This window comes from Bacillus sp. SIMBA_005, assembly GCF_046535585.1.
Classification (GTDB): domain Bacteria; phylum Bacillota; class Bacilli; order Bacillales; family Bacillaceae; genus Bacillus; species Bacillus pumilus.
In genome coordinates, this window is record NZ_JAWRWI010000002.1 from 415,966 (window position 1) to 439,462 (window position 23,497).

The following is a 23,497-nucleotide window of genomic DNA, read 5'->3' on the forward strand; positions in this document are numbered from 1 at the left end:
GGTTCTCCTCCTTTTCTTACCGGTTCGAGTATATCGCCTGTATATAAACTTGATATAAACTCAGGGAAAAGGACGAGCTATGAAAATAAAAAAAGCAGAGGTTTATCCCTCTGCTAATCCTTCATAACCATTTACAAAATAAACGATCGTCTCCAACTCATCTTCTTTCAGTTCTCTGTTCACATGTGCTTGATATTCATTCACGATTCTCTGTCGATCTCCACCATAAAGATCAGTGTATTTCGCCATCATCCGAAGCTTATCTGTTTCCTGACGAAACTCCTCTTTTGACCATGGTCTTTGATGTGAAGGAATATACGTATCTGCATCAAAAGCATCTAGCTCATCTAAAAGACGCAAGATTTCTTTCACCGTATAATGTACTTTTTCGGCGTACATTTTCGGATAAATGCAATCAGCAAGAAACAGGATTTTCTCTTCTTTCACATACACGATCACTGAATCTGCCGCATGATCGCCCCCAACATGCTGCACAACACAAGTGACCCCGCCAAGATCAATCTCCATCCGACGGTCAAACGTGACATCCGGTAAAACCACCTGAATATCTCGATGATCCTGATATTCTTCTTTTATCGCCTTCGCGCAGAACTCAATCTCCGTTCCTTCCCTCACCCGCTCATCAATCGCCTCATCTGACCAAGAAAACGGAAGAAGCTTCTCCATTTCCTTTCTGGTCTTTGCAGAAGCAATTGAAACCGTATCAGGCAGCGCTGGCAGACCAAAAATATGATCCCAATGCCAATGCGTGAGGACAACCATATCGGGCTTGGCGTTCTCGTGCTTTAAAGTTTTTTGGATAAAATAGTTCGCATGATCTTCCGAGTTGCCGGCATCGATCATTAATGTTTTGTTATTGCCTACGACCATGCCTAGAATGGGGCGGTCGGTAAGTGATACTGGTGTGATGTACCAAAAACTCTGACCTGTTTTTTTAATTGAGTGCATAGGTGCTTCCTACTTTCTGTCATTATATTTTAAATTGAATCACGTTTTTTCCCATCGTTCTGCTGTTTATGATTAAGTATATCGAATTTCATTACTCGAAGTAGCACGTGAAGCCAATATTGTGACAATGATCGCGATTGCAACGCCTAAAGCCCCTACCCAAGTAACGGAAGATAGAGAAACTTTCTCTACAAAGATACCTCCAATAGCTGCACCTGCAGCCATCGCCAATTGCATCATTGACTGATTGAGACCTAATAGTATACCTGATGACTCTGGCTCCATTTTAGCTAAGTGATATTGTTGAGTCGGGCCAGAAGACCATGCAGCAAATGACCATAATATTAAAATGAGCAATACTCCAACATAAGAATGCGTAACTAGTGAGAGCAATATGAGCATGATGACATGTAATGTCATTCCACTAATCAGAGTAAAATTCACACCCCATCGATCGGTACTAAATCCACCAAACTTTGACCCAACTAGACTAGCAATCCCGAATATGAGAAGAACTCCACTCAGCAATTTGCTGCTTACACCTGATATGTTTAAAAGGTAAGGGGATAGATAGGTATAGGCAATTGAATAACCACCGAGCCAGAAAAAGGTGATGGCTAATCCCAACACTACTTTTGGTTTTTTAAAAAGAGCGAGTTGTTGAATTAAAGGTACAGGTTTATCCCCTTGGATTTTTGGAATCGTAAGAGAAATTATAGCCATAGCTAATAATCCGAGTAAGGCTATTCCTCCAAATACAGCTTTCCAACCAAAGAAATCACTAGTCATTCTGCCCAGTGGGACTCCAATGATCAATGATGCTGTAAATCCCATTACTACTGTAGCAATAGCGGTACCTTGCTTACCTTTTGGTGCAATTTTTTCAGCAATTGTTAATGCAGTAACTACGACCATCCCCGCCCCAAGAGCCATAATAATTCTTGACACAATAAATAATTGATACCCAGGGAGGACGAATGCAAGAATATTACCTAGAATAAAAACGCTAAGTGAAAATAACATTAACTTGCGTTTATTCATTCCCGATGTTAAAGCCATTAATACTGGGGTGAAGATGGCATACACAAGAGAAAAAATCGTAATTAACTGGCCAGCTGCAGCTATCGTAATCCCTAATGATTCAGAAATATTATCCAAAATACCAGAGATGATATACTCTGATGTACCAACTAAAAAACTTACAATAGCTAAAATGTAAATCTTTACAGTGTTTGACAATGTAGATCACTCCTTATATATAATACATTTACATATCTAGAATTGTTAATATGTATGGACAAAAAAACATATTACGATAAGTCGATTTGTATTTAATAAATGAAACTGAATTCTGATGTATGAATTCAGTTCATTTATTAAATATTTTTTTCTAGAATCTTAGCAATTTTTTTTATGGCATTTTCATCTCTTTTATAATACGTGTATTTACCTATACGCTCTGTTGTAATTAATCCAGCTCGTAGTAGAATTGAAAGGTATTGAGATGCTGTTGATTGCGTCATTTTCAATTTATCTGTTATTTGACTAACACATACCCCTGTAGTATTCATATCAATCCCTTCATGAGGTGTAAAATGACGATCAGGTTCCTTTAGCCATTGTAAAATTTGCAATCTGGATTCATTGGATAAGGCTTTGAAAACTTCTATTGGCTTCATACAAACCATTATATCGATAAATAACGATATGTCAACATGTGTTGTTTGAGATCACTTACAAATTTCTATCTTTCTTCCTATCATTCTTGCTGCTTGTACAGCTAAATTTAGCCTTCTCATCCCTCACTAACTTATGATAAGGCTCACCGTGATGCCCTTAAATGAGGTTATTATCTACCAAGGTTCTTAAGATATTATTTTATGTTGGAAGATCTCTAGAACTACATTTAAATTAGCTCATCAAACACCCAAGTGATAATGAAAGGAGAGACAATGAAAAATTGTCATTTTAGAACCATCAATTGCATGAAGCGATTTGATTTTTTTGGACGAAAACAACGACCTGAAAACTAAGCCTACTTGGGATTGTTTTTATTATCAATGGTTTCTAATTCATCTTATTCTCTGTTCACATGTGCTTGATATTCACTCACGATTCTCTGGTGATCTCCACCACATAGACCAGTGAATTTCGCAATCATTCGAAGCTTATCTCTTTCCTGACAAAACTCCTCTTTTGTCCACGGTCTTTGGTGTGTGGGAATATACGTATCGGCATCAAAAGCTTCTAACTCATCTAAAAGACGCAAGATTTCTTTCACCGTATAATGTACTTTTTCAGCATAGATTTTCGGATAAATACAATCACCAAGAAACAGGATTTTCTCTTCTTTCACATACACGATTACTGAATCAGCCGCATGATCGGCCTTTACTTTTATCATAATGGTTCTACTCTATTAAGACAGCCTCTTAGAAATTAAATCAACGTTAATTGACCAATATCAACCATTTCATCATTCATAATTCTATCAAAAACTTGTTTAGCAGTTTCTTTGTCATTAATAAACCTAAGTGAAGATGCTGCTACATACTCTTTTTCAATATCACAACTAAGCCATCTCCTGTTGAGTAGTTGAGCCATTTCCCCTGTCGTATTCGAACCACCAAATATATCTAATACAATGTCATTTTCATCTGTTAAAAACTTAATAAAGAACTCAGGCAGCTTGCCTGGAAACCTTGCAGGGTGTCCTTTGACTTTTACGGACTTACATAAAGCTAAATACTTAGAATTACTTTCAGAGTTAGGAAACTGTAACAAGTTGGGTGGAATCGCTCCCCCATTATCTTTATTAAAACCTTCTGAAATATTGTGCCCAGATGGCCTCTCTTTAGGATCATAATACTTTTTACCATCCTTTAACAACTTCTGCATTCGTTCTGAATAAGGTGTTAAAACCTTCCTTACATCAGCTTTCGGAAATTCTGACTTTGAAAACCACCATACAGTATTTACCGCATCTTTTGCTCTTATTTTTCGTTTGTTAACCCATTCAATTGGTGAAGGTAATTTAGACGGATTAAACCAAAAGAACTCTTCTGCTAGATGAAATCCTAATTCTTCAACAAATTTAATAAGCACCTTATAATTATAAAGTGAACGTGTAGGAACCCCCTTTTGATAAGCACCACCGAGGTCTAAAACAAAGCTCCCATCTTCAGTTAACTTTTCTTTAACTTTTAACGCGAATTCTGATAGCCACTGAATATATTCCTCTCCATTTTTATTGCCATATGCTTTTTGTCTTAATAAAGCGAATGGCGGTGAGGTCATTACAAGATTAATTGAATTATCTTCTAAACTATCTAGTAATTCCAATGAATCTCCAATATATGCAGATCCACGATTAGTTGTATATGCCAGTCTCATTTTTCATTAACACTCCTATTTAATATATCAAATAATACCATTTCACACTATAGTGTGAAGAATGTCTCTTGTAATTATAATATAATTTTCAATGAAGATAAACCCTTAATTAGTTGAATGGGGACATAAAATGGAAAATGAAAATCAATTTAAAAAAGAGTTATATGAATTAGGACAACGGATACGTAACCTGCGTGAAGAAAAAGGCTATTCTCAAGAGGCGTTGGGGTTTAAAGCTGAGCTTCATAGAAACTATATAAGTAGTCTTGAACTTGCCCAAAAGAACCCAACATACACCACACTATTAAAGTTAGCAAAGGCCCTCTCCGTTGATGTCGCAGATTTAATACCAAAGGAGAGTAATTATGCCATTAGAAGTAAAAGAAAAGATAAATAACTTAATAGAATTAGCTGATGGAATTCAATTAGAAGCAAATAAACATAATATCATCCATGTTTTTGATGACGGTGGGTACAGAGAATTACTTCTCGTAAAAATGTTTGGTCTAACAAGAATACCAGGGCGTCATGGTGACGATGGTATTGATCCATTAACAGGCAACCAATACGAACTTAAAACTGTTAATTTAATTGATACCAAAGGTGCAGTTCGCAAAAAGCCTGGTATAACAACTTGTCATCATGTAAACCATGAAATAATACGTCGGTATCGTGCCGTAACAAGCTTCCTTGTAGGAATATTCTATATAAACAAACCCGCACGTATTTATGAAGTACCTTCAGAAGAACTAGAAGATTATTTTACAAAATGGGAATATAGATTAAATAATGAAGCAAACCTAAATCACATAAACAATCCAAAGATAAGTTTCTGCGATATTATTGATAAAGGTATTCTACATTATCATGATCAAGAATTCGATAGCCACTTTGCATCTTGTAAACAAGGTATAATCAATAATCAGTTCAGTTTATTTTAAAGTCAGGAGTGTCCATTCAATAAAGAAAGGACACTTTTTTTGATTTTTCAAGTTATGTATAGAAGTTTATAATGTATTATTAAAATCTTTATAGGTTTACTTTTTTAAATTTATTTTCTAACTAACAGTGCAAATATTTCGTCTTTTCTATGAAGACAGCTCTACATTTCTTTTATAAGTTAATTTAAACTTACATCAATACTTATTCTAGATGGATTCATTCTAAAATCGAATCATTTCAATTACTTGAAATGATTGATAATAATTCAGCAGATTATTATTTAAATTATTTTTCCTTTTTTAATTATATGTTATTTTTTAAACCATTAATTTTTTCAAAATTCCCCTACTCCACACGGATTAGTCTTCATAATATTTTTATAAATTAAAATTAACTATGCCTTTTTGATAAGATATGTTCTTGCCTTGCTAGAAATAAATTGTTATTCTGATAAAAAGATTTATTTATATAGTTCCCTTTTTAAACATTAACTATTTAAATTTATTCATCTATACAGTAAATTCTATTTTTTACTATCACTTACGATAAGAATTACAAGGATTATATCTAAATAAGGTTTTTATCATTATGGGACCGGGAATATTATCCTCCAGTTTAAATCCGGATTGTATAGATCATCGTTTCCATCATTAGGACACCAAGCTCCAAAATAGTCCTCTACCATTCCCTCGGTCATTGTGTAATATATGCTCGCTGGAAATGGTTGTTTTCTTTTAATATAATCAATTCTACGCCAATCTTCTGAATCTATTATACCGTCATAGCTATAAGTGTATTTTAAATAATTTAAATCTACTCTGCTCCAATCATCATAATTATCCATACACTTATTAATAGTATAATTTTGTATTTGCTCGCTGGTTAACTGAGCTAATTCACAGACTGTAGTACATATTTCAATAATATCATCTAGGTCGTATTCATATACAATATCTAATCCAGTTGAAGGGAACTTATAAGAAAATAATTCTCTCGTCTTCTTTAATTCATTTAAAATATTTTCTATTCTTAATGCATAATCTTTATCCAAGTGATATAAATAATCTTTTGTAAGATTTATTATTTTAGAGTGGCTCATATTCAAAAAATCACCATTGTTTTTCCATTCATTATATGGATTCGCATACAAAAAAGCGCGGCAACATGTAATTACTGAATAATAATACAGGTATGGTACTGTCATTTTAAGGTTTTTTTCAATTGCATACTCTAAAGATGTCAACATGACTGTTGCTGATAAAATCATTTTGGAACTTAAATAATTTCGAGTAATCCATTCTGAATTAAGCTTTATATTCATTATCTTATTTATATTTTTATGGTGTCTTCTGCAGATCCAATTTTCAAAATTCCCTAATTGTTTTTTTGAAAAGAAATCATATATAATCTTGTAGTTGAAATCATCACCAATCAAATTTCTTGCAATAAACTGCATAAACCACCTCCATTTTTTCACAATATTGTTTACAGAATATATTATTCTTTTAAGAAACTATATATAAAATTAGAGAGAGTAGATCTACCTACTCTCTTTCAGCATTACCAGTAAAACCACTAACCCGCGGGGATATATTGTTCTATAAAAACTACCTTGTTAATTTTTTCTATAATTTGCTTATCCCTCATAACCATTTTCATTATTTCTTGTTTTACATAAATCTTATAAAATGTGTTGGCACTTAAAGATATAAAAATCTCCACAGCTTCACTATAAATTTTTATTTTTTTAAGTTAAATTTGTATGGATTTTGTAAAACCCCAATCACTTATGATAAGGCTCTCCGTAACTACTAATCTGAGGTTTTCTCAAGGCGATAAATTTCAACCATCTATACAAATAAGAGTCTTATGTCTTCCACTAAACATAAGCAAAATAATCATTTATTTTATTTATATAAAGATTTGTCATTTTAGTCTTAAGTAATTTGAGTTTAATCTAATTAAAAAACTTGACTCATCTTCCTCATATTCACTTAGTACAGTTAAATCAAAAGAGAATCCATATAATTGATCAAAAATAGTGCTTATCTTATCCAAATCAATTAAAAGTCTACTAGAAAAATCTTTGTATATTAGCAATAAATCTATATCATTTGGACTTCTTTCCTCATTGATTATTGATCCAAACAAATACACATTTTCAAATGACTCAAACAATTTTATATGATATATGATTTTCTGAATGACACTATCTTTTTTGATTAATGCTATTAATATATCCATAAAATTTATCCATTGTTAGTAACGTTACTTTCATTTCTTTTGCTATTTCGTATGCATCTGAAGAAATACAACTCTCACCATTCCAATTATGTAAGTTTAAAACTGCACATTTTTCCTCTGGAGATAGTTGTAATAATTTAATCTTACTTAAGCAATATTCATAAACAAAAACTATTTTTATCCCATTTACTTTAACCTCTTTTAAGTTGTTTATATTTAAGAAATTAAAATTTAATCCCCTCGACTTTATATATTTTAGAGCATAATTTAGGCTTTCAAATCGAACATTCACTTTCCTAAAACAATTATAATCATAATACATTTGTCTTAACCTTGGGGTATCGTTAAGATATATTTTTTCAGAAGTACTGTCTTTTATAACCTGTATATATGGATTATCGACACCTAAAACAATAAGTTCAAATTCCCCCTTATTTTGCAATACTGCTATTAAACTCTCAATAGACTCTACAGATGGCATAAAGTCTTTCACTAAAGGTTCTATTCCAAACAAGGAGTTAATCTCAGATGGAAATAATACATGTCTTATTTTTTCTTTACTTAATCGAGTAGCTTCGAACTCATCAATATGAAGCATAAATTTTTGTACTATTGCTAAATTGGAGTAGCTTTCCTGAGAATGATTTTGAATCAATTTAGTATTATGTTTTAAAATACTTCTTATCATTTTATTATTTGATAAAATTACACCTTCAAAAATACTCCATAAATCCCTTTGGTTCTCTGAATAATAGTTTTCAAAAATTTCTTGATTATGTGATAACAATGGAGCAACTTCATTTTTTAAATCCTCAAATGTATCATACTCTTTACTAAAAAAACGCTCAAACTCAGCCTTACGTATTTGTTTCCATTTTTCAACTTCACCTGCACTAAATGCACTGTTTTTATCAAAATTTGTATGACAATTTGGACATAGAATAATTAAATTTTCATATGAGTTGTCCTTAGTATCACAATACGGAATTATATGAGCCTTTTCCATGATGTCGCCACTATCTTTAAATAATTCTACTTTACATTCTGGATTCATACATCTCCCCATAGATTCAGCACATATTCTTCTTTCAACCTTAGTACTTATATTTCTGCTCACCTCATTCATCTCCTTTAAAATCATTACTTTAGTCCCTCTTACTATGACTATATTAAAGAGTCACGTTACTCTAACTAAGCGTTCTATACTTAATAATTTCTGTAAGCTTTAAAATATTGACTAATATATAATTTAGGATTTGCATATTTACTATTATAAACACATGTAATAAAACCTCATTTACTTATGATAAGGCTCCCCCCGCACAATCCGAAACGCCCGATAAATCTGCTCCACCAACACCAGCCTCATCAACTGATGCGGGAACGTCATCCTCGAAAACGACAGTTTCTCATTCGCCCGCTGCATCACAGCTTCGCTTAACCCAAGGGATCCGCCTATGACAAAACACACTTTACTTTTTCCGTATGTTGCCAGCTTATCTATTGTATCGGCTAATTCTTCGGAACTTTTCATTTTTCCTTCGATGGCGAGGGCGATGACGTGGGCGTCTGGGTTGATTTTGCTTAGGATGCGTTCGCCTTCTTTGTCTTTGATGATTTTCATGTCTTGCTCGCTGAGATTCTCGGGTGCTTTTTCGTCTGCGAGCTCAATGATCTCGATTTTTGCGTATGCCTGTAATCGTTTTGTGTATTCGGCTATGCCTTGCTTTAAATATTTCTCTTTTAATTTTCCTACTGTGATAATTGATATATTCACAGGTCATCCCCACCTTAAGAACAAGTTATTCATATAAGTTATCAACAATTGTGGATAAAATTTGTGTATTTTGTGTCCGATCATTCGTTCCCCACTATATATATTGCAGGTTCATCGCACAATTCACAGGTTGTGGATAAGCTGTGTGTATGTTCGATTTTTCTGAATTCTGGCGGTGTTTCGTGATCATCTATGTACATGTCTAGTACGGTTTCTATATGTTCTGCACAAGCATAAAGTGATTTGTTCATAAGTTTCTAATTCCTCCAATATATTGTCTGGTTATTCACAAGTGTTTCGCTCATTGTTCAATATAACCGATTTATTCACATGTTAATAGTCTTTTACCATTTTCCACACCTTTTATCCACAAACCAAATAAAAAAGCCTCCACTCCTGTGAAGGCTCCTTCCTATAAAAATGGATTATAAAATCTCGTTCCTCTAACAAATGTAATCACTAGCGACACAATCAGTACCGCTCCAACAAAGATTAACGCCACATAATCTGCTTTTTGAAAGTCTTTCGCCGTAAACCATGTGCGCTTTTTATGCTTTCCAAATCCGCGCAGCTCCATCGCATTGCTGATCGTCTCTATCCGCTCTAAGCTGGAAAAAATCAGCGGCATCACAATCGACAGCGCATTTTTGATCCGTTTTCCCAGTTTTTCATTCTTCGATAAATCAATGCCTCTTGCTTGCTGAGAAATGGCAATCGTTCGAAAATCACGCTGAATATCTGGAATATAGCGCAAAGCAATCGCTACCGCGTACGAAATCCGGTAGCTGACCCCAATTCGGCTGAGAGATGAGGCGAATTCACTTGGATTTGTTGTCACGATAAATAAAAGCGCTGCTGGCATCACTGTCACGTATTTGAGCGTAATGTTTAACTGATAGAAAAGCTGTTCAAGTGTGACGTTGTACCAGCCTGCAATGTGAAACAGCTCATGCTTTGCCCCATAAATCGCAACTCCTTGCTGAGGTGCAAAGATGTAAATGGCGATGTTATTGATGACAAGAAAAATCGCCAAGACAATCACTACGAAAGAGATATCACGAAATCGTACGTTTGATAGCTGAAAGAACACGATACTGGCAACTAGCATAAACACTAATACGCCTGTATCATACGTGAGCATCGCTGCGGATGACCAGAGGATAAAGCAAATGAGTTTGGTTGCCCCTGTCAGCCGGTGAATTGGCGACGGGCGGTCGATATAGGACAGCATGTCTACAGCCATGTCATTCGTTCCTTTCTATCAACCTCAATGAAGCGATCCACGAGTTCATTTGGATTTGGCCAGTCTGCTTTCAGCGCCAGTTCATATAGCGACGTTTCCTTTAAGCTCGCCTTTTGGACAAGTAACTGATCTGTCAGCACTTTGGCTGGTGTATCATCTGCGATTTTTTCTCCATCTGAAATGACAATGGTTCTTGTTGTGTATTCAAGCATCAAGTGCATATCATGGGTGATCATCAAAATCGTGATACCCTGCTGATTTAATTGCTCTAAAAACGTCATCATCTCTGTGTAATGTCTAAAATCCTGTCCGGCGGTTGGCTCATCTAAAATAATGATTTCTGGTTCTAATACAAGAATTGATGCGATCGTGACGCGCTTTTTCTGTCCAAAGCTGAGAGCAGAAATCGGCCAGTTCCGAAATGGGTATAAACCGCATACTTTTAAGACTCGCTCCACCCGTTCCTTGATGTCGTCTTCTTTTACGCCTCTTAAAACGAGACCAAATGCGACTTCATCAAAAATCATTTGTTTTGAAATCATTTGATTTGGGTTTTGCATGACGACGCCGATTCGTTCGGAGCGCTCTTTGATGGTATCTCCTGTGATGTCATCGCCATTTAGATGAATGGTTCCTTTTGTTGGCTTTTCGAACGCGCAGAGTACCTTGGATAGTGTCGTCTTGCCTGCCCCATTGGCTCCAGCGATGCTGATCATTTCTCCTTTTTTGACGGTAAAAGAGATGTTGTTCAGTGTGTTTGGTCTTGTCGGATAGTCAAAGCTCAGCTCACGCACTTCTAGTAAATCTTGCGCTGCTTTCTGCTCGACTGACGGCTCAGACGCTTCCATCCATTGCTCGATTTTCTCTTTTGCCTCGTCATTTAAGGTGAGATGCTGTAAATTAGCGATCTGATCTCCTGCTTTGACCGGAATGCCTGCATATTTCATGGCTCTTACATATAAAGGCTCACGTAAATAAGCCGCTTCTAATACATTTGAGGCGAGCAATTCATCTGGTGTCATGTCTGCTGCAATCGTGCCGTCATTAACGACGATGATGCGGTCGACTTTGCGGAAAAGAACGTCCTCTAATCGGTGCTCGACCATCACGACGGTTTTTTTCGTTTGTTTTTGTAGTCGGTCAATAAGGTCGATCACTTCTTTGCCTGTTGCAGGGTCAAGGCTTGCAAGTGGTTCATCAAACAGCAAAATGTCGACATCGTTGACAAGTACGCCCGCAATGGCGACACGTTGTTTTTGTCCGCCTGACAGCTCATGCACGGACGATGCCAGCTTGCCGTCTACCTCTGTTAATCTTGCTGCTTCCTCGACATGTGTTTTCATTTCTTCGCGTGTGACTTGATCATTTTCAAGCGTGAACGCGATATCTTCTCCAACGGTCAGCCCGATAAATTGTCCATCTGGGTCCTGCAGCACCGTTCCGACAAGCTGTGAAAGGGAGAAAATGTTCTCTTTCTCTGCATTTTTCCCGCCGATGTGAAGACTTCCTTCCATAGAACCTTTATAAGACGCAGGAACTAGCCCATTGATGCAATGGGCTAGTGTGCTTTTTCCCGAACCAGACGGGCCTGCGATGAGGACTTTTTCGCCTTCATAGATGGTCAGGTTGATATCTTTCAATGTCGGTTCTGCCTGACTGCGATATTGGAATCCGAAATGTTCGAATTGAATCATCGGTTTCTTCATTTATGTGTTCCACCTTGCTTCATGATGTTTCTTTCGATAGACTGCCGCTTTTGCTTCTCGTTTTCGCATAAGCAGCAATGATGATGGTTCCTAGTACACCGACTGTGATGATGTTTGAGATTCCTGCCACGATGCCTTGAACAAAGACTTTGTTCGCAGGTTCTGCATAGATCACAATGTCGAGTACAGGGGCAATGACAAACCAGCCCAATGCTTGTGCGCCTGCTTGTACGGCGTTGAAGAGCGTGATTTTTTTCCAGCCAAAGTCGCCCTCTTCTACTTTTAGACGGTTCGAAATGAAGCCGATCAATAACCCAACAACACCTGAAACGATAATCCAGCTCCACCAAGGGCCGAATGTAGTAGCATCTTTAATGAGATGACCAATAAACCCAATCAGTGCGCCTGCAACAGGACCAAATAGTACGGCCATTAATGCAAGGAATGCATACGATGTCTCAATTTGTGTATTCGGAATCCCAGTTGGAATGGAGACGAAGCGTCCTAAAATCACAAAGACGGCTGCGCCAATTCCGATGGCAACGACAGTTTTCGTTGAAAGTTGTTTACCTGCCATGATGTATCCTCCTCTTATTCGTATATAATGCGCGGAGCTTTGCGAATCGAAAGGCGCCAGCCTGTGCCTGTCCCGATATTATAAGCCTTTGCAAATGACCCTTGATTGATCGCCACGCCTAAATGATCGAGTGAATTGACATATACGAGTGGTTCGCCTACCTTTAAATCGGCAAAAGATCGTCCATAGGTCATGATATTTTTATACACATTTTTTGGCCCGTTGGCAATGGTAACTTCTATTGCATCCCCATAATTGATTGAAAGCTGTTCAAATAGCGTGTGATGAATGTTTGTCCATAGGTTTCCGAACCGCACGTCTAAAATATCAATTGTTCCTGTGATTACTTCTTCTTTCGCATAAGCCTGTACGACTGGAAGGTGAATAATTTCATCAATATTCGCCTTTGGCCCAACCTCTTCAAAAGAAATCACTCCTGAAGCAATTCTCGCCCCTGTATACGCGTAAATGTCTCTCCCATGGAATGTATGTGATTTTCCCGACTTCGGCAGCCGGTTAATGGTTTCATCTAAATAACGTGCTTCTACAATGCCTATATCCTGTGCGACGTGTGTGAGTGTTCCGTTATCTGGGGTAATAATGTAGTGCGAGCTTGTGGTTTTGACGACAAGACTCTTTCTTTCTGACCCAACCCCTGGGTCAACGACGGATACGAATACCGTCTCTTCCGGCCAGTATGTGACGGTTTGGAGCAGGCGGTAAGATGCCTCCCAAATGTCATACTGCGGTATATTGTGTGTTAAATCAAAAAGGCGGATGCTGCTGCTGACCGTATTTGCCACTCCGTACATGGCACTGACCGCTCCATCATCAATGCCGAAATCTGATTGTAAAACCAATGCATGTTCACTCATGTCAATCTCCCTTTCATTTGAAAAAATGGATGTGGTGTTTCACGTGGAACATTTGAACATTTGTATGAAAAAAGTGGACAATAAAAAATACCCCATCCTTATCTTTGAATCATAAGGACGAGGTATTTGTCTCGTGGTACCACCTTTATTTACTGTTTGCTCGCGCTAAACAGCCTCTACAAGTACAAAGCTCCAATTTGGCTCATATACTGTGGTTTTGATAACGAGTACCAACTCTCGTCGTGTCCTACTAATATCATGGATATGTTCAGCACGAGGCTCAGAGACCATTTTTCGAATCATTATTTTTGCTTCTTTTCAGCTGCCGAAGCTCTCTGTGGAAAAATTGATGATTGTACTTTCTCTCGTCATCGCCTGTTTAACTATCTTGAATTAAAGCTATCATACATGATGTTTTTTGATAAATCAAGATATTTTTCTGAACATTTTCAAAAATGAGTTAACTGTTCTGGAAGAGTCTTCTTTTTTATAAAATTTAAGCAAATGTTAAAGAGCGAGATATGGTGTCTTTCCTTTCTAGCGGTATAATAAAGATGAAGGGAGGTACAGCGTGTGTGGACCATCTGTATGAATGAGTTTAAGCAGCTCTTCAAAAGCACAAAATCTATTTTAACAATTGTTATTATTTTCATTTTATCTACTTTTGTTTCAACTCTACCGTTTATTGCTGCTCATCAGGACAAATGGGAGCAGGCAAAGGATCCTTATTCCATTGGGAATGAACTTGTGATGTCTCTATTTGGTTTCTTCCTTATTTTCTTATTGTCTCACGATATTTTAAGCAGAGAAATCCATTTGAAAACCATTCGTTTTCTCGTCAGTAAAACCACCCGTTTGAACATTATTATTGGGAAATATCTTGGACTGATGCTGTTTTGGCTTAGCTGTATTATGACGACCTACGTACTGAATATGGTGATTTCACATCGTTTTCTGTTTTCTGATGCGTTAAAAATCTTAACCTTTATCAGTGTCGGTATCTCATGTGCTTTATTTTTGTCCATGCTCTTTCCAACCCCGCAGAAATCTATGTTTGTTGGGATGTTGTTTTCCTTTCTTTTCCCGATCGTCAGTATGATATCTGTTCTTTCTTCAGAACGATTGATTCATTGGTTCCAATATATCACGCCTTATTATTATGCGCGCTTGAGTGAACCGCTGACCTATATACTCTTGAATACAGCATTAACCGTTGTATTACTCATTGGAACAGCACTCCTATTTCAAAGGAGGGATGTCTAAATGCTATATACAAAAGAACTCACAAAAAAATACAGGACAAAAGTCGCAATAGATCACATCACCCTTGATGTCAATCAAGGCGATATCTTCGGACTCATTGGACCGAAGGGTTCTGGTAAGACAACGTTCTTCAATATCATTACGGGAATTTCCCGGCCAACCTCTGGGACGTTTACGATGATGGATATGCCTTCATTAAAAAAGGTGAGACAGCATATCGGTGTTCTGCCCGAATATACGGATTTATATGAAGGGCTGACAGCACTTGAACATATTGCCTACTTATCAAAAATCACCGGGACGCGCCAGAAAACGAGTGATTATGAAGAACTGCTCGAATTTGTCGGCTTGGATCACTATCGGCAGGAAAAGGTCGGTTCCTTCACACCCGGTATGAAGAAACGGCTTGGCATGGCGCAGGCCATCGCCCATCGACCCGAATTTATTTTACTCGACGAGCCTTTTGCCGATATTGACGCAGATTCGATCTTGCACATCCAGCAGGTCATTGACACGTTAAAACATGAAGGGAAAACCGTCTTTTTAACGGCTGACCGCCCAAGGTTCACAAATAGTATTTGTACCAAAACTGCTTTTATTTCTGAAGGAAAATTAGTGTCCCCCCATACACTCCCTCAAGAGAAAACCATCACATCCTCAAACATACGTGCAACCTTCAAGCATGCGTGGATTGATGATGAGGTGAAGCCTGTTCTCACGCAGTACTTACAAACTGTGGGAACAGATCTTGTGATCAGTGATGACGAGACCTCATTGTTGATTCGTTCAGAAGCTCAAGTTCCATCAATCATCCGCGCTTTCGTGAAATGCAAAGTTGATTTATACAGAGTCACGGCTCAGGATGCCATGAGCTCCTCATAAAAAAGCACCGTATGCGATCCGCACGGTGCTTCTTCTTTATGATAAAGGTTTACTCATATAGATTCCGGTTTCTTCAAATCCCGTCTTCTCATACAATGAACGGGCAATTTGATTGTGAGCAAAGACATGCAGCGAGAGTTTCTGCACTCCTAATGACTTTGCCTGCTCCTCTAATGCAGCAATGGCCTGCTTTGCAAAGCCTTTCCCTCGATAAGCTTCGAATAAGAAAAAGTTATAAATGAATCCTTCCTTCTGCGGGTGATTGGGGTCATAACAAAGCCAAACCCAGCCAATCGCTTCCTCCCCATTCAAGAGATTCCATAGCTCATGATGCTCTGTCTGCAGTCCTTCAGGAAGCAGCCGATCAAATTGTTCTTCGGCGTTTGCAAGTGATTCTTCCTTTCCCCAAGTCCCTGCAAGTACCTTTTCTTCTGCGTACCTCTGAATGGCCTTCTCCATCAATACATCGTAATCCGTCTGTGACATTGGCTGTAATGTAACCAATCGTATCGCCCCCTTTCCTCCATCATATGATGAGCATGCAAAAAAAACCAGTCCCATCAAGGAACTGGTTATCCGCCGAATCGGTCGGTTTGAGAAAGTTTGATCTCTACTGATTTTTTCTTTCCACTTCGGTAAAACTGCACCTTTACCTTGTCGCCGACTTTCTTTTGATATAAATACTTACGAAGGTCTACGATATTCTGTACACTCTTGCCATCAAAGGAGGTGACGACATCCAGTTCCTTTAGCCCCGCTTTTCCTGCTGGAGACAAAGGCTCGACACTCATCACGACAACACCTGATGTGATTTTAGACGGCAGCTTTAACGTTTCCTCCCAGTGATAGCTCGCAATATCTGCTAAAGACTTCATGCCAACACCTAGATACGGACGCTTCACCTCTCCGTAGCGCTCTAAATCCTCTATAACAGGGATGACAAGATTCGCCGGGATAGACAGCCCGATGCCTTCTACCTCTGATTCAGCAATCTTCATTGAATTGATGCCGATCACTTTTCCGTCCATATTGATCAAGGCACCACCGCTGTTACCTGGATTGATGGCGGCATCTGTTTGCAGTACCTCCGCATTCCAATCCGCCTGTCCGTCTCCATTCGAGTCTACAGGAATCGCACGTTCCGTTCCTGAAATGACACCTTGTGTGACAGAGCCTGCGAATTCAAGCCCTAATGGATTTCCAATGGCGATCACTGGCTCACCGGGCTTCACATGATCTGAATTTCCAAAGGCAGCGGTTTGCTTGATCTTATCACTTTTAACGGTGAGAACCGCTAAATCCATGAGCTGATCGCTTCCGACAAGGTTGGCGCCAATTCTTGTCCCATCCTGAAGACTCACTTCAAGCTGGTTGGCACCTTTGATGACGTGATGGTTGGTCACGATATAAAAGGTGTCACCCTTTTTCTTATAAATCACACCTGACCCGCTGCCTGCCTCTCCGCCTTCTTCCCAAAAGCTCGACTTTTGGATATTAATGACGCCGACAACCGTATCCGACATATGAGATACGACTTTTGTGACCGCATCATTGACGTTCACATTGATGGTCTTTAAAGGACCCTGTGCTGCTTGCCCATCTCCGTTCTGCTGCCACCCAAAGGGACTGCCGCTCTGACCTGATACATAGGGGAAAAAGAATCCCATTAAAAAAGCTCCTACCAATACGCCGATCAGACCAGATAGGAAATATCCTTTTCTGCTTCGTCTCGGCTTCCACTCTACATCGCGATAATCCACTATGTTTCCTTCCTTTCAGTGAATAGATGATGTATATAGTGTTGGTAAGAAGCTCTTATCTTAATCATCCGATTGTAAAAATCATACGGCGCAAAGCGGGGTTGCCTTTTTCGGGTCCGTATCATATAAATCAAAGCCATCCCCGACAACAAAGCCTTTCATCTCAAGCGTCTGCTGGACCGCCATACGGGCTAAATCCTTCATGTTGTTGTCTTGACTCAAGTGAGCCAAGTAAATGCGTGAGGTGGCATCTCCAATGACATCTGTCATCGCAAGAGCGGCATCTTCATTTGAAACATGTCCGACATCGCTCAAAATTCTACGCTTAATACTCCACGGGTATCGGCCCATTTGCAGCATACCGACATCATGATTGCTCTCAAATACAAATGTATTGGCTGACTGAATGATCCCTTTCATACGGTCACTCACATAGCCTGTATCCGTCATTAAGGCAAGTTTGCGCCCGCCATAATGGAACACGTAAAACATGGGCTCAGCCGCATCATGTGAGACGCCAAAGGACTCAACATCGAGACCGCCGAAGGATTGGACGGTTTCCATATCAAAATGGAATTTCTGCTCTGTATCAATCTTTCCGATATGAGACTCCATCGCCTTCCATGTTTTCGCATTTGCATAGACAGGAAGCTTGTACTTTCTTGCCATGACACCGAGCCCTTTAATATGATCTGAGTGCTCGTGTGTCACAAAAATGCCGTCCAAGTCTTCAGGCTTGCGGTCGATTTGACTCAGCAGCTCGACCATTTGTTTGCCGCTTAAACCAGCATCCACTAAAAAGGCATGCTCGTCTGTTTCTAAATAAAAAGCGTTCCCCGTACTTCCGCTCGCTAGTACACTGAACTGCAAGCTCATGTTCTCTCACTCCATTGAAGATTTGTCATCTTTCTCTATGTGATCAAGTGTTGAGCCATCGATGGCATTGATCAAATATTCTTCTTCTGTCTTTTTCTTTGAACCAGTTGATACGCCCTCAAGCTCGACTCGCCATACAGGCACCATGACCTGCGTGCTTGCACCCGGGTATTGCGTATAGTAGCCAAGTTCTACTTTTTTCACGGTCGTGTTTTGGCTCAGCATGTTTTGCGTATATAAGTCCTTCACGGTTTCAAGCGCTGGGACAAGGGTTTCTTTTCTCACTTCATTAATCGATATCACCATCGACTGCTGATACGATACGACCTCGTTTTTATCATTTAGATCTAGGGTGATTTTTCCGATGGTTTCGGAGTCATCAAGCCCCTCTTGGAAAATGTATTTCCCTTTATACGTTTGGAAAAAGACGATTTTCCCTGCCTCTTCATCAATACTCCACAGCTTATAATTCTTCCCATCTAGCAAACGCTGGTTCACCAGGTTTGCCGCCGCTGTTTTCATATCTTTTTTCGGCAAGGCCACTGGTTTATTGAAGGTCATTTCAAGCAGCGTGACAGGATCATCTTTGTCTGTTTTCGGGAATGTGCTTTTCGCCTTTTGATCAGCTAATTCGTCGACATCCTTTTTCGTATATTGCTTCTTTTCAGCTGTAATGCGGTAGCCAATCTTCGCTTCATCTGATAGATTGCCATATTTGATCCCGTCTGCCTTCATTTCTTCCAGCGTATCCGTTTTTTCGATAATCGCAAAATGATCGGTTGATCGTTTTTCAAAGTATTGAAAACCCAGAAAGATATCGAGAACGAGAAAGGCTAGGATAAAGATCGTTTTGGTCTTATTCCACTCCATGATTCTCGCTCCCCTCTGTCAACAAATCATGCGATAGAATCACGGTTTTGCCGTTGTATTTCATGCACCATACTGGCTCCAGCCAGACAAACATCGCTTGATCTTGATCTGATGGAGTGGAAGCAGCCTGATAGGCCGGAAAAATTTGTTCAATTTTTTCAAGGTCATCATATTTCGTCTGCTTGACGATTAAGTCTTTCAGCTCTGTCCCATTCATCAGTTTGACCTGTTCACTCTGACTTGCTTTGTTGCCTAGAATATAGTTTGGACGCTTGTAACTCAAGATGTCATCATTCGCCCACTGTACTTCAAGAGAGGTCATCCCAAATGGATGCTTTGTACTGTTGACGATCGGCAGGCCATCCATAAACATATTAAAGGAAAGCTGCTGGTTGCTATTGATGCCAAAGTATTGATAGTCATCGGTAAAGCTCCCCGTATCATTGAAATATTTCACACTTCGCTTGATCAAATCGCCCGTTTGGAAAACGGTGCTGGAATTGATATTGCGGTGCTGATATTGGATGCGGTGGTCTTTTTGATTGGCTTCAAGACGACTTGTGCCATCTGTGTACACCGTCCGGTTTAAATTAGACTCCTCACCGACAAGACTCGGGTCCGTAAACAGAGCGTCCTTGAATTTGCTGGTCTTAATCGTTTCGATAAAGAACATTTTCGCTTCAAGCTGCTTTTGCTTTCTCGGAAGGAGGAAATCTCGTTTCGAATTCGCTGAGAATGTATAGAGATCGTAGCGCGGCATCTCGTTTTGAGCAGCTGCGATACTGTCCATGAGATTCCGATAGTTAGCGGACTCTATTGTCAGCTCAAGCACCGTTTCCTTGCTGTATGAAACCAAATAAACTTTCTTGTTGGCCTTATCCTGCTGGGAGAACGGCACAATCATCCGATCAAACGAGTTGTATTCAATGGACTTGTTCGGCCATTTAAACAGCGCTTGGAAAATATCAATCGGAATCGGGTCATTGAACACAAGATCCAATGTCTTCCCCTGTCCTCCGTTTCCATAGAAGAAATTCTTAAATTTCTGCTCCGAATATTGATCTGACACATCCGAAATCTCTTTCACATCCCAAAGGCTCACATCATTCCAGAAGTTTTGAAAGAGTTCCTTTTGATCCACTTTCAAATGCTCCCCATTTGAATGGATGAACATCTCGCGCGGCTTCACGACATCAATGAGGCTCCGCGGCTCGTCGCTTGAAATCTTCTTCGTTTCCACGACCTTAGTGCCGGCATCTGCCTGGTCCTGCATGACGGGCTGGAACATCCAAATATTCCACGTAAACACAAGACTGATCGCAATTAGGATTGTCAATATTATGGTTTTAAAGGTCTCACGCTTCATCCCAATCATCCTCTTGTTCTTCATTGTACGGAAGGGTAAAGGTCACTGTTGTTCCTTTTCCTTCAATGCTGTCAGCCCAAATATCTCCGCCATGAGCCTGAACCATTTCTTTTGCAATCGCAAGGCCTAGGCCGGTTCCGCCAAGTTTTCTTGTTCTCGCCTTATCCACTCGATAAAAACGTTCAAAGATTTTATCCATATCCTTCTTCGGAATACCGATTCCTTCGTCTTTGACGCTGAATAATACAAGGCCCTTCTCCTCATCCAGATCAACGGTAAACGTGATATGTCCACCCTCTGGAGAGTATTTCATGGCATTGGAAATGATATTATCGAGCACTTGTGTGATTTTATCTTGATCAATTTCCACATATATTTCACGCTGCGGAAGATTGCGGATAAACTCGACATGCTGCTCCTTTGTCATTTCAAAACGATCAATGACCAATGAGATAAATCTGATAAAATTCGTCCACTCACGGTTGAATTGATAATCCTTGCTGTCGAACTTAGACAGCTGCAGCAGGTCGTTGACAAGCCGAATCATGCGCTCTGTTTCATTTTGCGTGACACTGAGGAACCTTGGTGCAAGCTCTTTATCACCAATTGCACCTTCAGCCAGCGCCTCAAGATAGCTTCGCATCGTCGTCAGTGGGGTGCGCAGCTCATGTGATACGTTCGCAACGAATTCACGGCGTTCTGCATCAATTTTCTCCTGCTCTGTGACGTCGTAAATAACCGCAATTAAACCATCAATCTTTCCGTGCTCTTTCTGAATCACTGAGAAATTCACACGCAAAACAGACAGCTGATCTTCGCGTTCAATTTCTAGCAGCATGGAATCTTGATTTTCGACTAAATCCTCAAAGGTATGCGTGTCCTCAAGACCCAGTAAGGACGTAATCGGCATCTCTAGTGCTGTTTCACGTGAAACATTTAACAGCTCTAATGCTGGGCTGTTTAATAGAATAATCGCACCGTTTTGATTCGTGGCGATGACGCCATCTGTCATATAGGCAATGACAGAAGAAAGTTTCTTCCGCTCTCCCTCTGTCATGAGCTGCGCTTCCTCCAGCTCTCTCGTCAGATGGTTAAAGGTTGTCGCAAGCTGGCCAATCTCGTCATGTCCATACTTTCGAACCTTCCTGGAAAAGTTCCCTTTGGCGAGCTCAATCGCTTGCTTCCTCATATCCGAAATAGGATGAGTGATGGTTCTAAAGATGAAAATCCCAAGTAGTGCGGTCGTCCCAAGGGCGATCAGTGTCCCCGTCGCCAAAATGGTGTTAATGGTTCGCATTTGGTTAAACACGCTCTCCATCGAAGACACAACATAAATCACACCGACAGTTTCTTGGTTTTCATTTTTCACGGCTGTCGCAGAAATACGCACCCTTTTATTTGATTCTGGGTCATAGAATTTCTTTTCATAGTCTTTGCCTACTGCGAAAATCCGGCTAATGATTTGATCTGTGATTTTCTTACCGGCAATCTCCTGACTGCCGTTATTCACAGAGGCAATCACCTCTCTGCTTTCGTCAATATAGCTGACTTCAGAAATTTCATTAGACTCATCTTTGTTATTAAAGTCGTTTAATATCTTTTGAGCATCCTCTTTTAATTCTGCCTTACTTTTCGATGAATCTTGTTCTAGGTAATACGATAACGAGTAGATTCGCTGATTCAAGGAATTATCATATGAATTAATTAAGGACTGCTCTAGCTGCTTCACAAAGTACACGCCAATGATCTGCATGGCGACGATGATCAGCAGCACGTAAATCAAGGTCAATTTAAAGTGAATCGAGCGAAAAAAACCTACTTTACTCATAAGAATCTTAGTCCTGCTCTGGGTTTCTTAAATAGTAGCCGACGCCTCGTCTTGTCACGATCCAGCTTGGGTGGCTAGGGTTGTCTTCAATTTTCTCACGCAGACGGCGGACGGTGACGTCTACTGTCCGGACATCCCCAAAGTAATCGTAGCCCCATACGGTTTGCAGCAAGTGCTCACGTGTCATGACTTGTCCGATATGTTTCGCTAAGTAATGAAGCAATTCGAACTCACGGTGCGTCAATTCAATCGTTTCCTCACGCTTAGACACCACATACGCATCTGGATAAATGACAAGTGATCCAACTTCAATATCATTTGATTCAGATTCTTCCTCTGTCTGCGGCGTAGCAATTTGCCTTCTTAAATTCGCTTTCACACGGGCAAGCAACTCGCGCGTGCTAAATGGCTTCGTCACATAATCATCTGCGCCAAGCTCAAGACCGATGACTTTATCAATTTCAGAGTCTTTTGCTGTCAGCATGATAATCGGCATATCATATTTCTTTCTCACTTCACGGCATACCTCAACGCCATCTTTGTTTGGTAGCATAATGTCGAGCAGAATAATGTCTGGTTGGATTTCTTCTACCATTTCAAGGGCTTCATTTCCGTCATATGCACAATGAACCTCATAGCCCTCTTTCCTTAAGTTAAACTCCAATATATCAGCAATCGGTTTTTCATCGTCTACGACAAGAATCTTTTTTTCCATTGTGATTTCCTCCTGCATTTTTAGCATCTATGTCATTCATTTTTGCATGTCTCATCAGACCTTTTTCATTTGAGCAAAAAAGGCTCACTGTCTATTATAACGTTTTACGTGGCAAAGATAAAAATAATAACGGCTTTCTTTTCTAGCAATCGTTGGATAAGAAGACGACGCTCAAAAAAATGATGGTTTTTTTCCTTTTTTATTGAAACTT

General features: G+C 39.3%; 24 protein-coding genes and 1 other annotated feature. Of the genes, 4 read left to right on the plus strand and 20 right to left on the minus strand.

Going from position 1 to position 23,497, the window contains the following annotated elements; genetic code table 11:
- Window positions 1–102 precede the first annotated feature (102 nt).
- The 5 genes from SB660_RS04745 to SB660_RS04765 form a co-directional block, all read right to left on the minus strand.
- Window positions 103–969, minus strand: coding sequence for an MBL fold metallo-hydrolase (locus SB660_RS04745; protein WP_410581568.1), 867 nt, complete (start codon window positions 967–969; stop codon window positions 103–105).
- A 72-nt stretch (window positions 970–1,041) separates the two neighbouring features.
- Window positions 1,042–2,208, minus strand: a complete 1,167-nt coding sequence (locus SB660_RS04750; protein WP_058013234.1) for an MFS transporter — start codon at window positions 2,206–2,208, stop codon at window positions 1,042–1,044.
- A gap of 137 nt (window positions 2,209–2,345) precedes the next feature.
- Window positions 2,346–2,648 (minus strand): ArsR/SmtB family transcription factor, encoded by a 303-nt coding sequence (locus tag SB660_RS04755; protein ID WP_410581570.1) that lies wholly within the window; start codon window positions 2,646–2,648, stop codon window positions 2,346–2,348.
- A 398-nt stretch (window positions 2,649–3,046) separates the two neighbouring features.
- Window positions 3,047–3,373 carry an MBL fold metallo-hydrolase gene (locus tag SB660_RS04760; protein ID WP_410581572.1) on the minus strand — a complete coding sequence of 109 codons (327 nt, stop codon included), beginning with the start codon at window positions 3,371–3,373 and terminating at the stop codon, window positions 3,047–3,049.
- Between the two features lie 35 nt (window positions 3,374–3,408).
- Window positions 3,409–4,362 (minus strand): DNA-methyltransferase, encoded by a 954-nt coding sequence (locus SB660_RS04765; RefSeq protein WP_151040692.1) that lies wholly within the window; start codon window positions 4,360–4,362, stop codon window positions 3,409–3,411.
- 130 nt (window positions 4,363–4,492) lie between these two features.
- Here SB660_RS04765 and SB660_RS04770 point away from each other — a divergent pair, with 130 nt between their 5' ends.
- Window positions 4,493–4,759, plus strand: coding sequence for a helix-turn-helix domain-containing protein (locus tag SB660_RS04770; RefSeq protein ID WP_410581574.1), 267 nt, complete (start codon window positions 4,493–4,495; stop codon window positions 4,757–4,759).
- Window positions 4,728–5,303, plus strand: a complete 576-nt coding sequence (locus SB660_RS04775) for a PDDEXK family nuclease (protein WP_151040688.1) — start codon at window positions 4,728–4,730, stop codon at window positions 5,301–5,303. Before SB660_RS04770 ends, SB660_RS04775 begins: the two co-directional genes overlap by 32 nt.
- 587 nt (window positions 5,304–5,890) lie before the next feature.
- Here the strand turns inward: SB660_RS04775 and SB660_RS04780 are convergent.
- The 8 genes from SB660_RS04780 to SB660_RS04815 all read right to left on the minus strand — a co-directional run bounded on the left by SB660_RS04780 (window position 5,891) and on the right by SB660_RS04815 (window position 13,726).
- Entirely contained in the window at window positions 5,891–6,760 is an 870-nt protein-coding gene (locus tag SB660_RS04780) for a hypothetical protein (RefSeq protein ID WP_410581576.1), read from the minus strand.
- Between the two features lie 753 nt (window positions 6,761–7,513).
- A complete protein-coding gene (locus tag SB660_RS04785) occupies window positions 7,514–8,689 on the minus strand; it encodes an HNH endonuclease signature motif containing protein (RefSeq protein WP_410581578.1) in 1,176 nt (391 codons plus the stop codon).
- A gap of 156 nt (window positions 8,690–8,845) precedes the next feature.
- On the minus strand, window positions 8,846–9,325 hold the full coding sequence (gene rlmH / locus SB660_RS04790) for a 23S rRNA (pseudouridine(1915)-N(3))-methyltransferase RlmH (RefSeq protein ID WP_410581580.1): 480 nt from the start codon (window positions 9,323–9,325) through the stop codon (window positions 8,846–8,848).
- 80 nt (window positions 9,326–9,405) lie between these two features.
- Window positions 9,406–9,576, minus strand: coding sequence for a CxxH/CxxC protein (locus SB660_RS04795; protein ID WP_008360116.1), 171 nt, complete (start codon window positions 9,574–9,576; stop codon window positions 9,406–9,408).
- Between the two features lie 161 nt (window positions 9,577–9,737).
- Window positions 9,738–10,568 (minus strand): energy-coupling factor transporter transmembrane component T family protein, encoded by an 831-nt coding sequence (locus SB660_RS04800; RefSeq protein WP_144519736.1) that lies wholly within the window; start codon window positions 10,566–10,568, stop codon window positions 9,738–9,740.
- Window positions 10,559–12,274: an ABC transporter ATP-binding protein gene (locus tag SB660_RS04805; RefSeq protein WP_410581582.1), complete on the minus strand. Its 1,716-nt coding sequence runs from the start codon at window positions 12,272–12,274 to the stop codon at window positions 10,559–10,561. Before SB660_RS04805 ends, SB660_RS04800 begins: the two co-directional genes overlap by 10 nt.
- 19 nt (window positions 12,275–12,293) lie before the next feature.
- On the minus strand, window positions 12,294–12,851 hold the full coding sequence (locus SB660_RS04810) for an ECF-type riboflavin transporter substrate-binding protein (protein WP_012011871.1): 558 nt from the start codon (window positions 12,849–12,851) through the stop codon (window positions 12,294–12,296).
- Between the two features lie 14 nt (window positions 12,852–12,865).
- Window positions 12,866–13,726, minus strand: a complete 861-nt coding sequence (locus tag SB660_RS04815) for an SAM hydrolase/SAM-dependent halogenase family protein (protein WP_061410146.1) — start codon at window positions 13,724–13,726, stop codon at window positions 12,866–12,868.
- Window positions 13,727–13,836: 110 nt separating this feature from the next.
- Window positions 13,837–14,107 (minus strand) — a binding site (T-box leader).
- 192 nt (window positions 14,108–14,299) lie between these two features.
- Between SB660_RS04815 and SB660_RS04820 the strand changes: the two genes are divergently transcribed.
- Together SB660_RS04820 and SB660_RS04825 are read left to right on the plus strand one after the other, a co-directional pair.
- Window positions 14,300–14,989 carry an ABC transporter permease subunit gene (locus SB660_RS04820; RefSeq protein ID WP_169056087.1) on the plus strand — a complete coding sequence of 230 codons (690 nt, stop codon included), beginning with the start codon at window positions 14,300–14,302 and terminating at the stop codon, window positions 14,987–14,989.
- Window positions 14,990–15,871: an ABC transporter ATP-binding protein gene (locus SB660_RS04825; protein WP_180309769.1), complete on the plus strand. Its 882-nt coding sequence runs from the start codon at window positions 14,990–14,992 to the stop codon at window positions 15,869–15,871. It begins immediately after the preceding gene.
- Between the two features lie 36 nt (window positions 15,872–15,907).
- On the opposite strand, the gene SB660_RS04830 is transcribed toward SB660_RS04825, so the two are convergent.
- From SB660_RS04830 to yycF, 7 genes are all read right to left on the minus strand, one after another.
- On the minus strand, window positions 15,908–16,375 hold the full coding sequence (locus SB660_RS04830; protein ID WP_169056089.1) for a GNAT family N-acetyltransferase: 468 nt from the start codon (window positions 16,373–16,375) through the stop codon (window positions 15,908–15,910).
- A 68-nt stretch (window positions 16,376–16,443) separates the two neighbouring features.
- A complete protein-coding gene (locus tag SB660_RS04835) occupies window positions 16,444–17,634 on the minus strand; it encodes a S1C family serine protease (protein ID WP_370339340.1) in 1,191 nt (396 codons plus the stop codon).
- 78 nt (window positions 17,635–17,712) lie between these two features.
- On the minus strand, window positions 17,713–18,507 hold the full coding sequence (locus SB660_RS04840; protein WP_061410151.1) for an MBL fold metallo-hydrolase: 795 nt from the start codon (window positions 18,505–18,507) through the stop codon (window positions 17,713–17,715).
- A gap of 6 nt (window positions 18,508–18,513) precedes the next feature.
- Window positions 18,514–19,377 carry a two-component system regulatory protein YycI gene (locus SB660_RS04845; protein ID WP_058013224.1) on the minus strand — a complete coding sequence of 288 codons (864 nt, stop codon included), beginning with the start codon at window positions 19,375–19,377 and terminating at the stop codon, window positions 18,514–18,516.
- Window positions 19,364–20,743 (minus strand): two-component system activity regulator YycH, encoded by a 1,380-nt coding sequence (gene yycH, locus SB660_RS04850; RefSeq protein ID WP_268497275.1) that lies wholly within the window; start codon window positions 20,741–20,743, stop codon window positions 19,364–19,366. Before yycH ends, SB660_RS04845 begins: the two co-directional genes overlap by 14 nt.
- Window positions 20,733–22,571 carry a cell wall metabolism sensor histidine kinase WalK gene (gene walK / locus SB660_RS04855; RefSeq protein ID WP_169056093.1) on the minus strand — a complete coding sequence of 613 codons (1,839 nt, stop codon included), beginning with the start codon at window positions 22,569–22,571 and terminating at the stop codon, window positions 20,733–20,735. The genes yycH and walK overlap by 11 nt, the downstream gene beginning before the upstream one ends.
- Window positions 22,572–22,578: 7 nt before the next feature.
- Window positions 22,579–23,286, minus strand: a complete 708-nt coding sequence (gene yycF, locus SB660_RS04860; protein ID WP_058013221.1) for a response regulator YycF — start codon at window positions 23,284–23,286, stop codon at window positions 22,579–22,581.
- Between the last annotated feature and the right edge of the window lie 211 nt (window positions 23,287–23,497).

What these genes read in the sequence shown, in the direction of transcription:
- SB660_RS04745 (WP_410581568.1), bottom strand. Translation starts at nt 969, where the DNA reads ATGCACTCAATTAAAAAAACAGGTCAGAGTTTTTGGTACATCACACCA.
- SB660_RS04755 (WP_410581570.1), bottom strand. Translation starts at nt 2,648, where the DNA reads ATGAAGCCAATAGAAGTTTTCAAAGCCTTATCCAATGAATCCAGATTG.
- SB660_RS04760 (WP_410581572.1), bottom strand. Translation starts at nt 3,373, where the DNA reads ATGATAAAAGTAAAGGCCGATCATGCGGCTGATTCAGTAATCGTGTAT.
- SB660_RS04765 (WP_151040692.1), bottom strand. Translation starts at nt 4,362, where the DNA reads ATGAGACTGGCATATACAACTAATCGTGGATCTGCATATATTGGAGAT.
- SB660_RS04770 (WP_410581574.1), top strand. Translation starts at nt 4,493, where the DNA reads ATGGAAAATGAAAATCAATTTAAAAAAGAGTTATATGAATTAGGACAA.
- SB660_RS04775 (WP_151040688.1), top strand. Translation starts at nt 4,728, where the DNA reads ATGCCATTAGAAGTAAAAGAAAAGATAAATAACTTAATAGAATTAGCT.
- SB660_RS04780 (WP_410581576.1), bottom strand. Translation starts at nt 6,760, where the DNA reads ATGCAGTTTATTGCAAGAAATTTGATTGGTGATGATTTCAACTACAAG.
- SB660_RS04785 (WP_410581578.1), bottom strand. Translation starts at nt 8,689, where the DNA reads ATGATTTTAAAGGAGATGAATGAGGTGAGCAGAAATATAAGTACTAAG.
- SB660_RS04795 (WP_008360116.1), bottom strand. Translation starts at nt 9,576, where the DNA reads ATGAACAAATCACTTTATGCTTGTGCAGAACATATAGAAACCGTACTA.
- SB660_RS04800 (WP_144519736.1), bottom strand. Translation starts at nt 10,568, where the DNA reads ATGGCTGTAGACATGCTGTCCTATATCGACCGCCCGTCGCCAATTCAC.
- SB660_RS04805 (WP_410581582.1), bottom strand. Translation starts at nt 12,274, where the DNA reads ATGAAGAAACCGATGATTCAATTCGAACATTTCGGATTCCAATATCGC.
- SB660_RS04810 (WP_012011871.1), bottom strand. Translation starts at nt 12,851, where the DNA reads ATGGCAGGTAAACAACTTTCAACGAAAACTGTCGTTGCCATCGGAATT.
- SB660_RS04815 (WP_061410146.1), bottom strand. Translation starts at nt 13,726, where the DNA reads ATGAGTGAACATGCATTGGTTTTACAATCAGATTTCGGCATTGATGAT.
- SB660_RS04825 (WP_180309769.1), top strand. Translation starts at nt 14,990, where the DNA reads ATGCTATATACAAAAGAACTCACAAAAAAATACAGGACAAAAGTCGCA.
- SB660_RS04840 (WP_061410151.1), bottom strand. Translation starts at nt 18,507, where the DNA reads ATGAGCTTGCAGTTCAGTGTACTAGCGAGCGGAAGTACGGGGAACGCT.
- SB660_RS04845 (WP_058013224.1), bottom strand. Translation starts at nt 19,377, where the DNA reads ATGGAGTGGAATAAGACCAAAACGATCTTTATCCTAGCCTTTCTCGTT.
- yycH (WP_268497275.1), bottom strand. Translation starts at nt 20,743, where the DNA reads ATGAAGCGTGAGACCTTTAAAACCATAATATTGACAATCCTAATTGCG.
- walK (WP_169056093.1), bottom strand. Translation starts at nt 22,571, where the DNA reads ATGAGTAAAGTAGGTTTTTTTCGCTCGATTCACTTTAAATTGACCTTG.
- yycF (WP_058013221.1), bottom strand. Translation starts at nt 23,286, where the DNA reads ATGGAAAAAAAGATTCTTGTCGTAGACGATGAAAAACCGATTGCTGAT.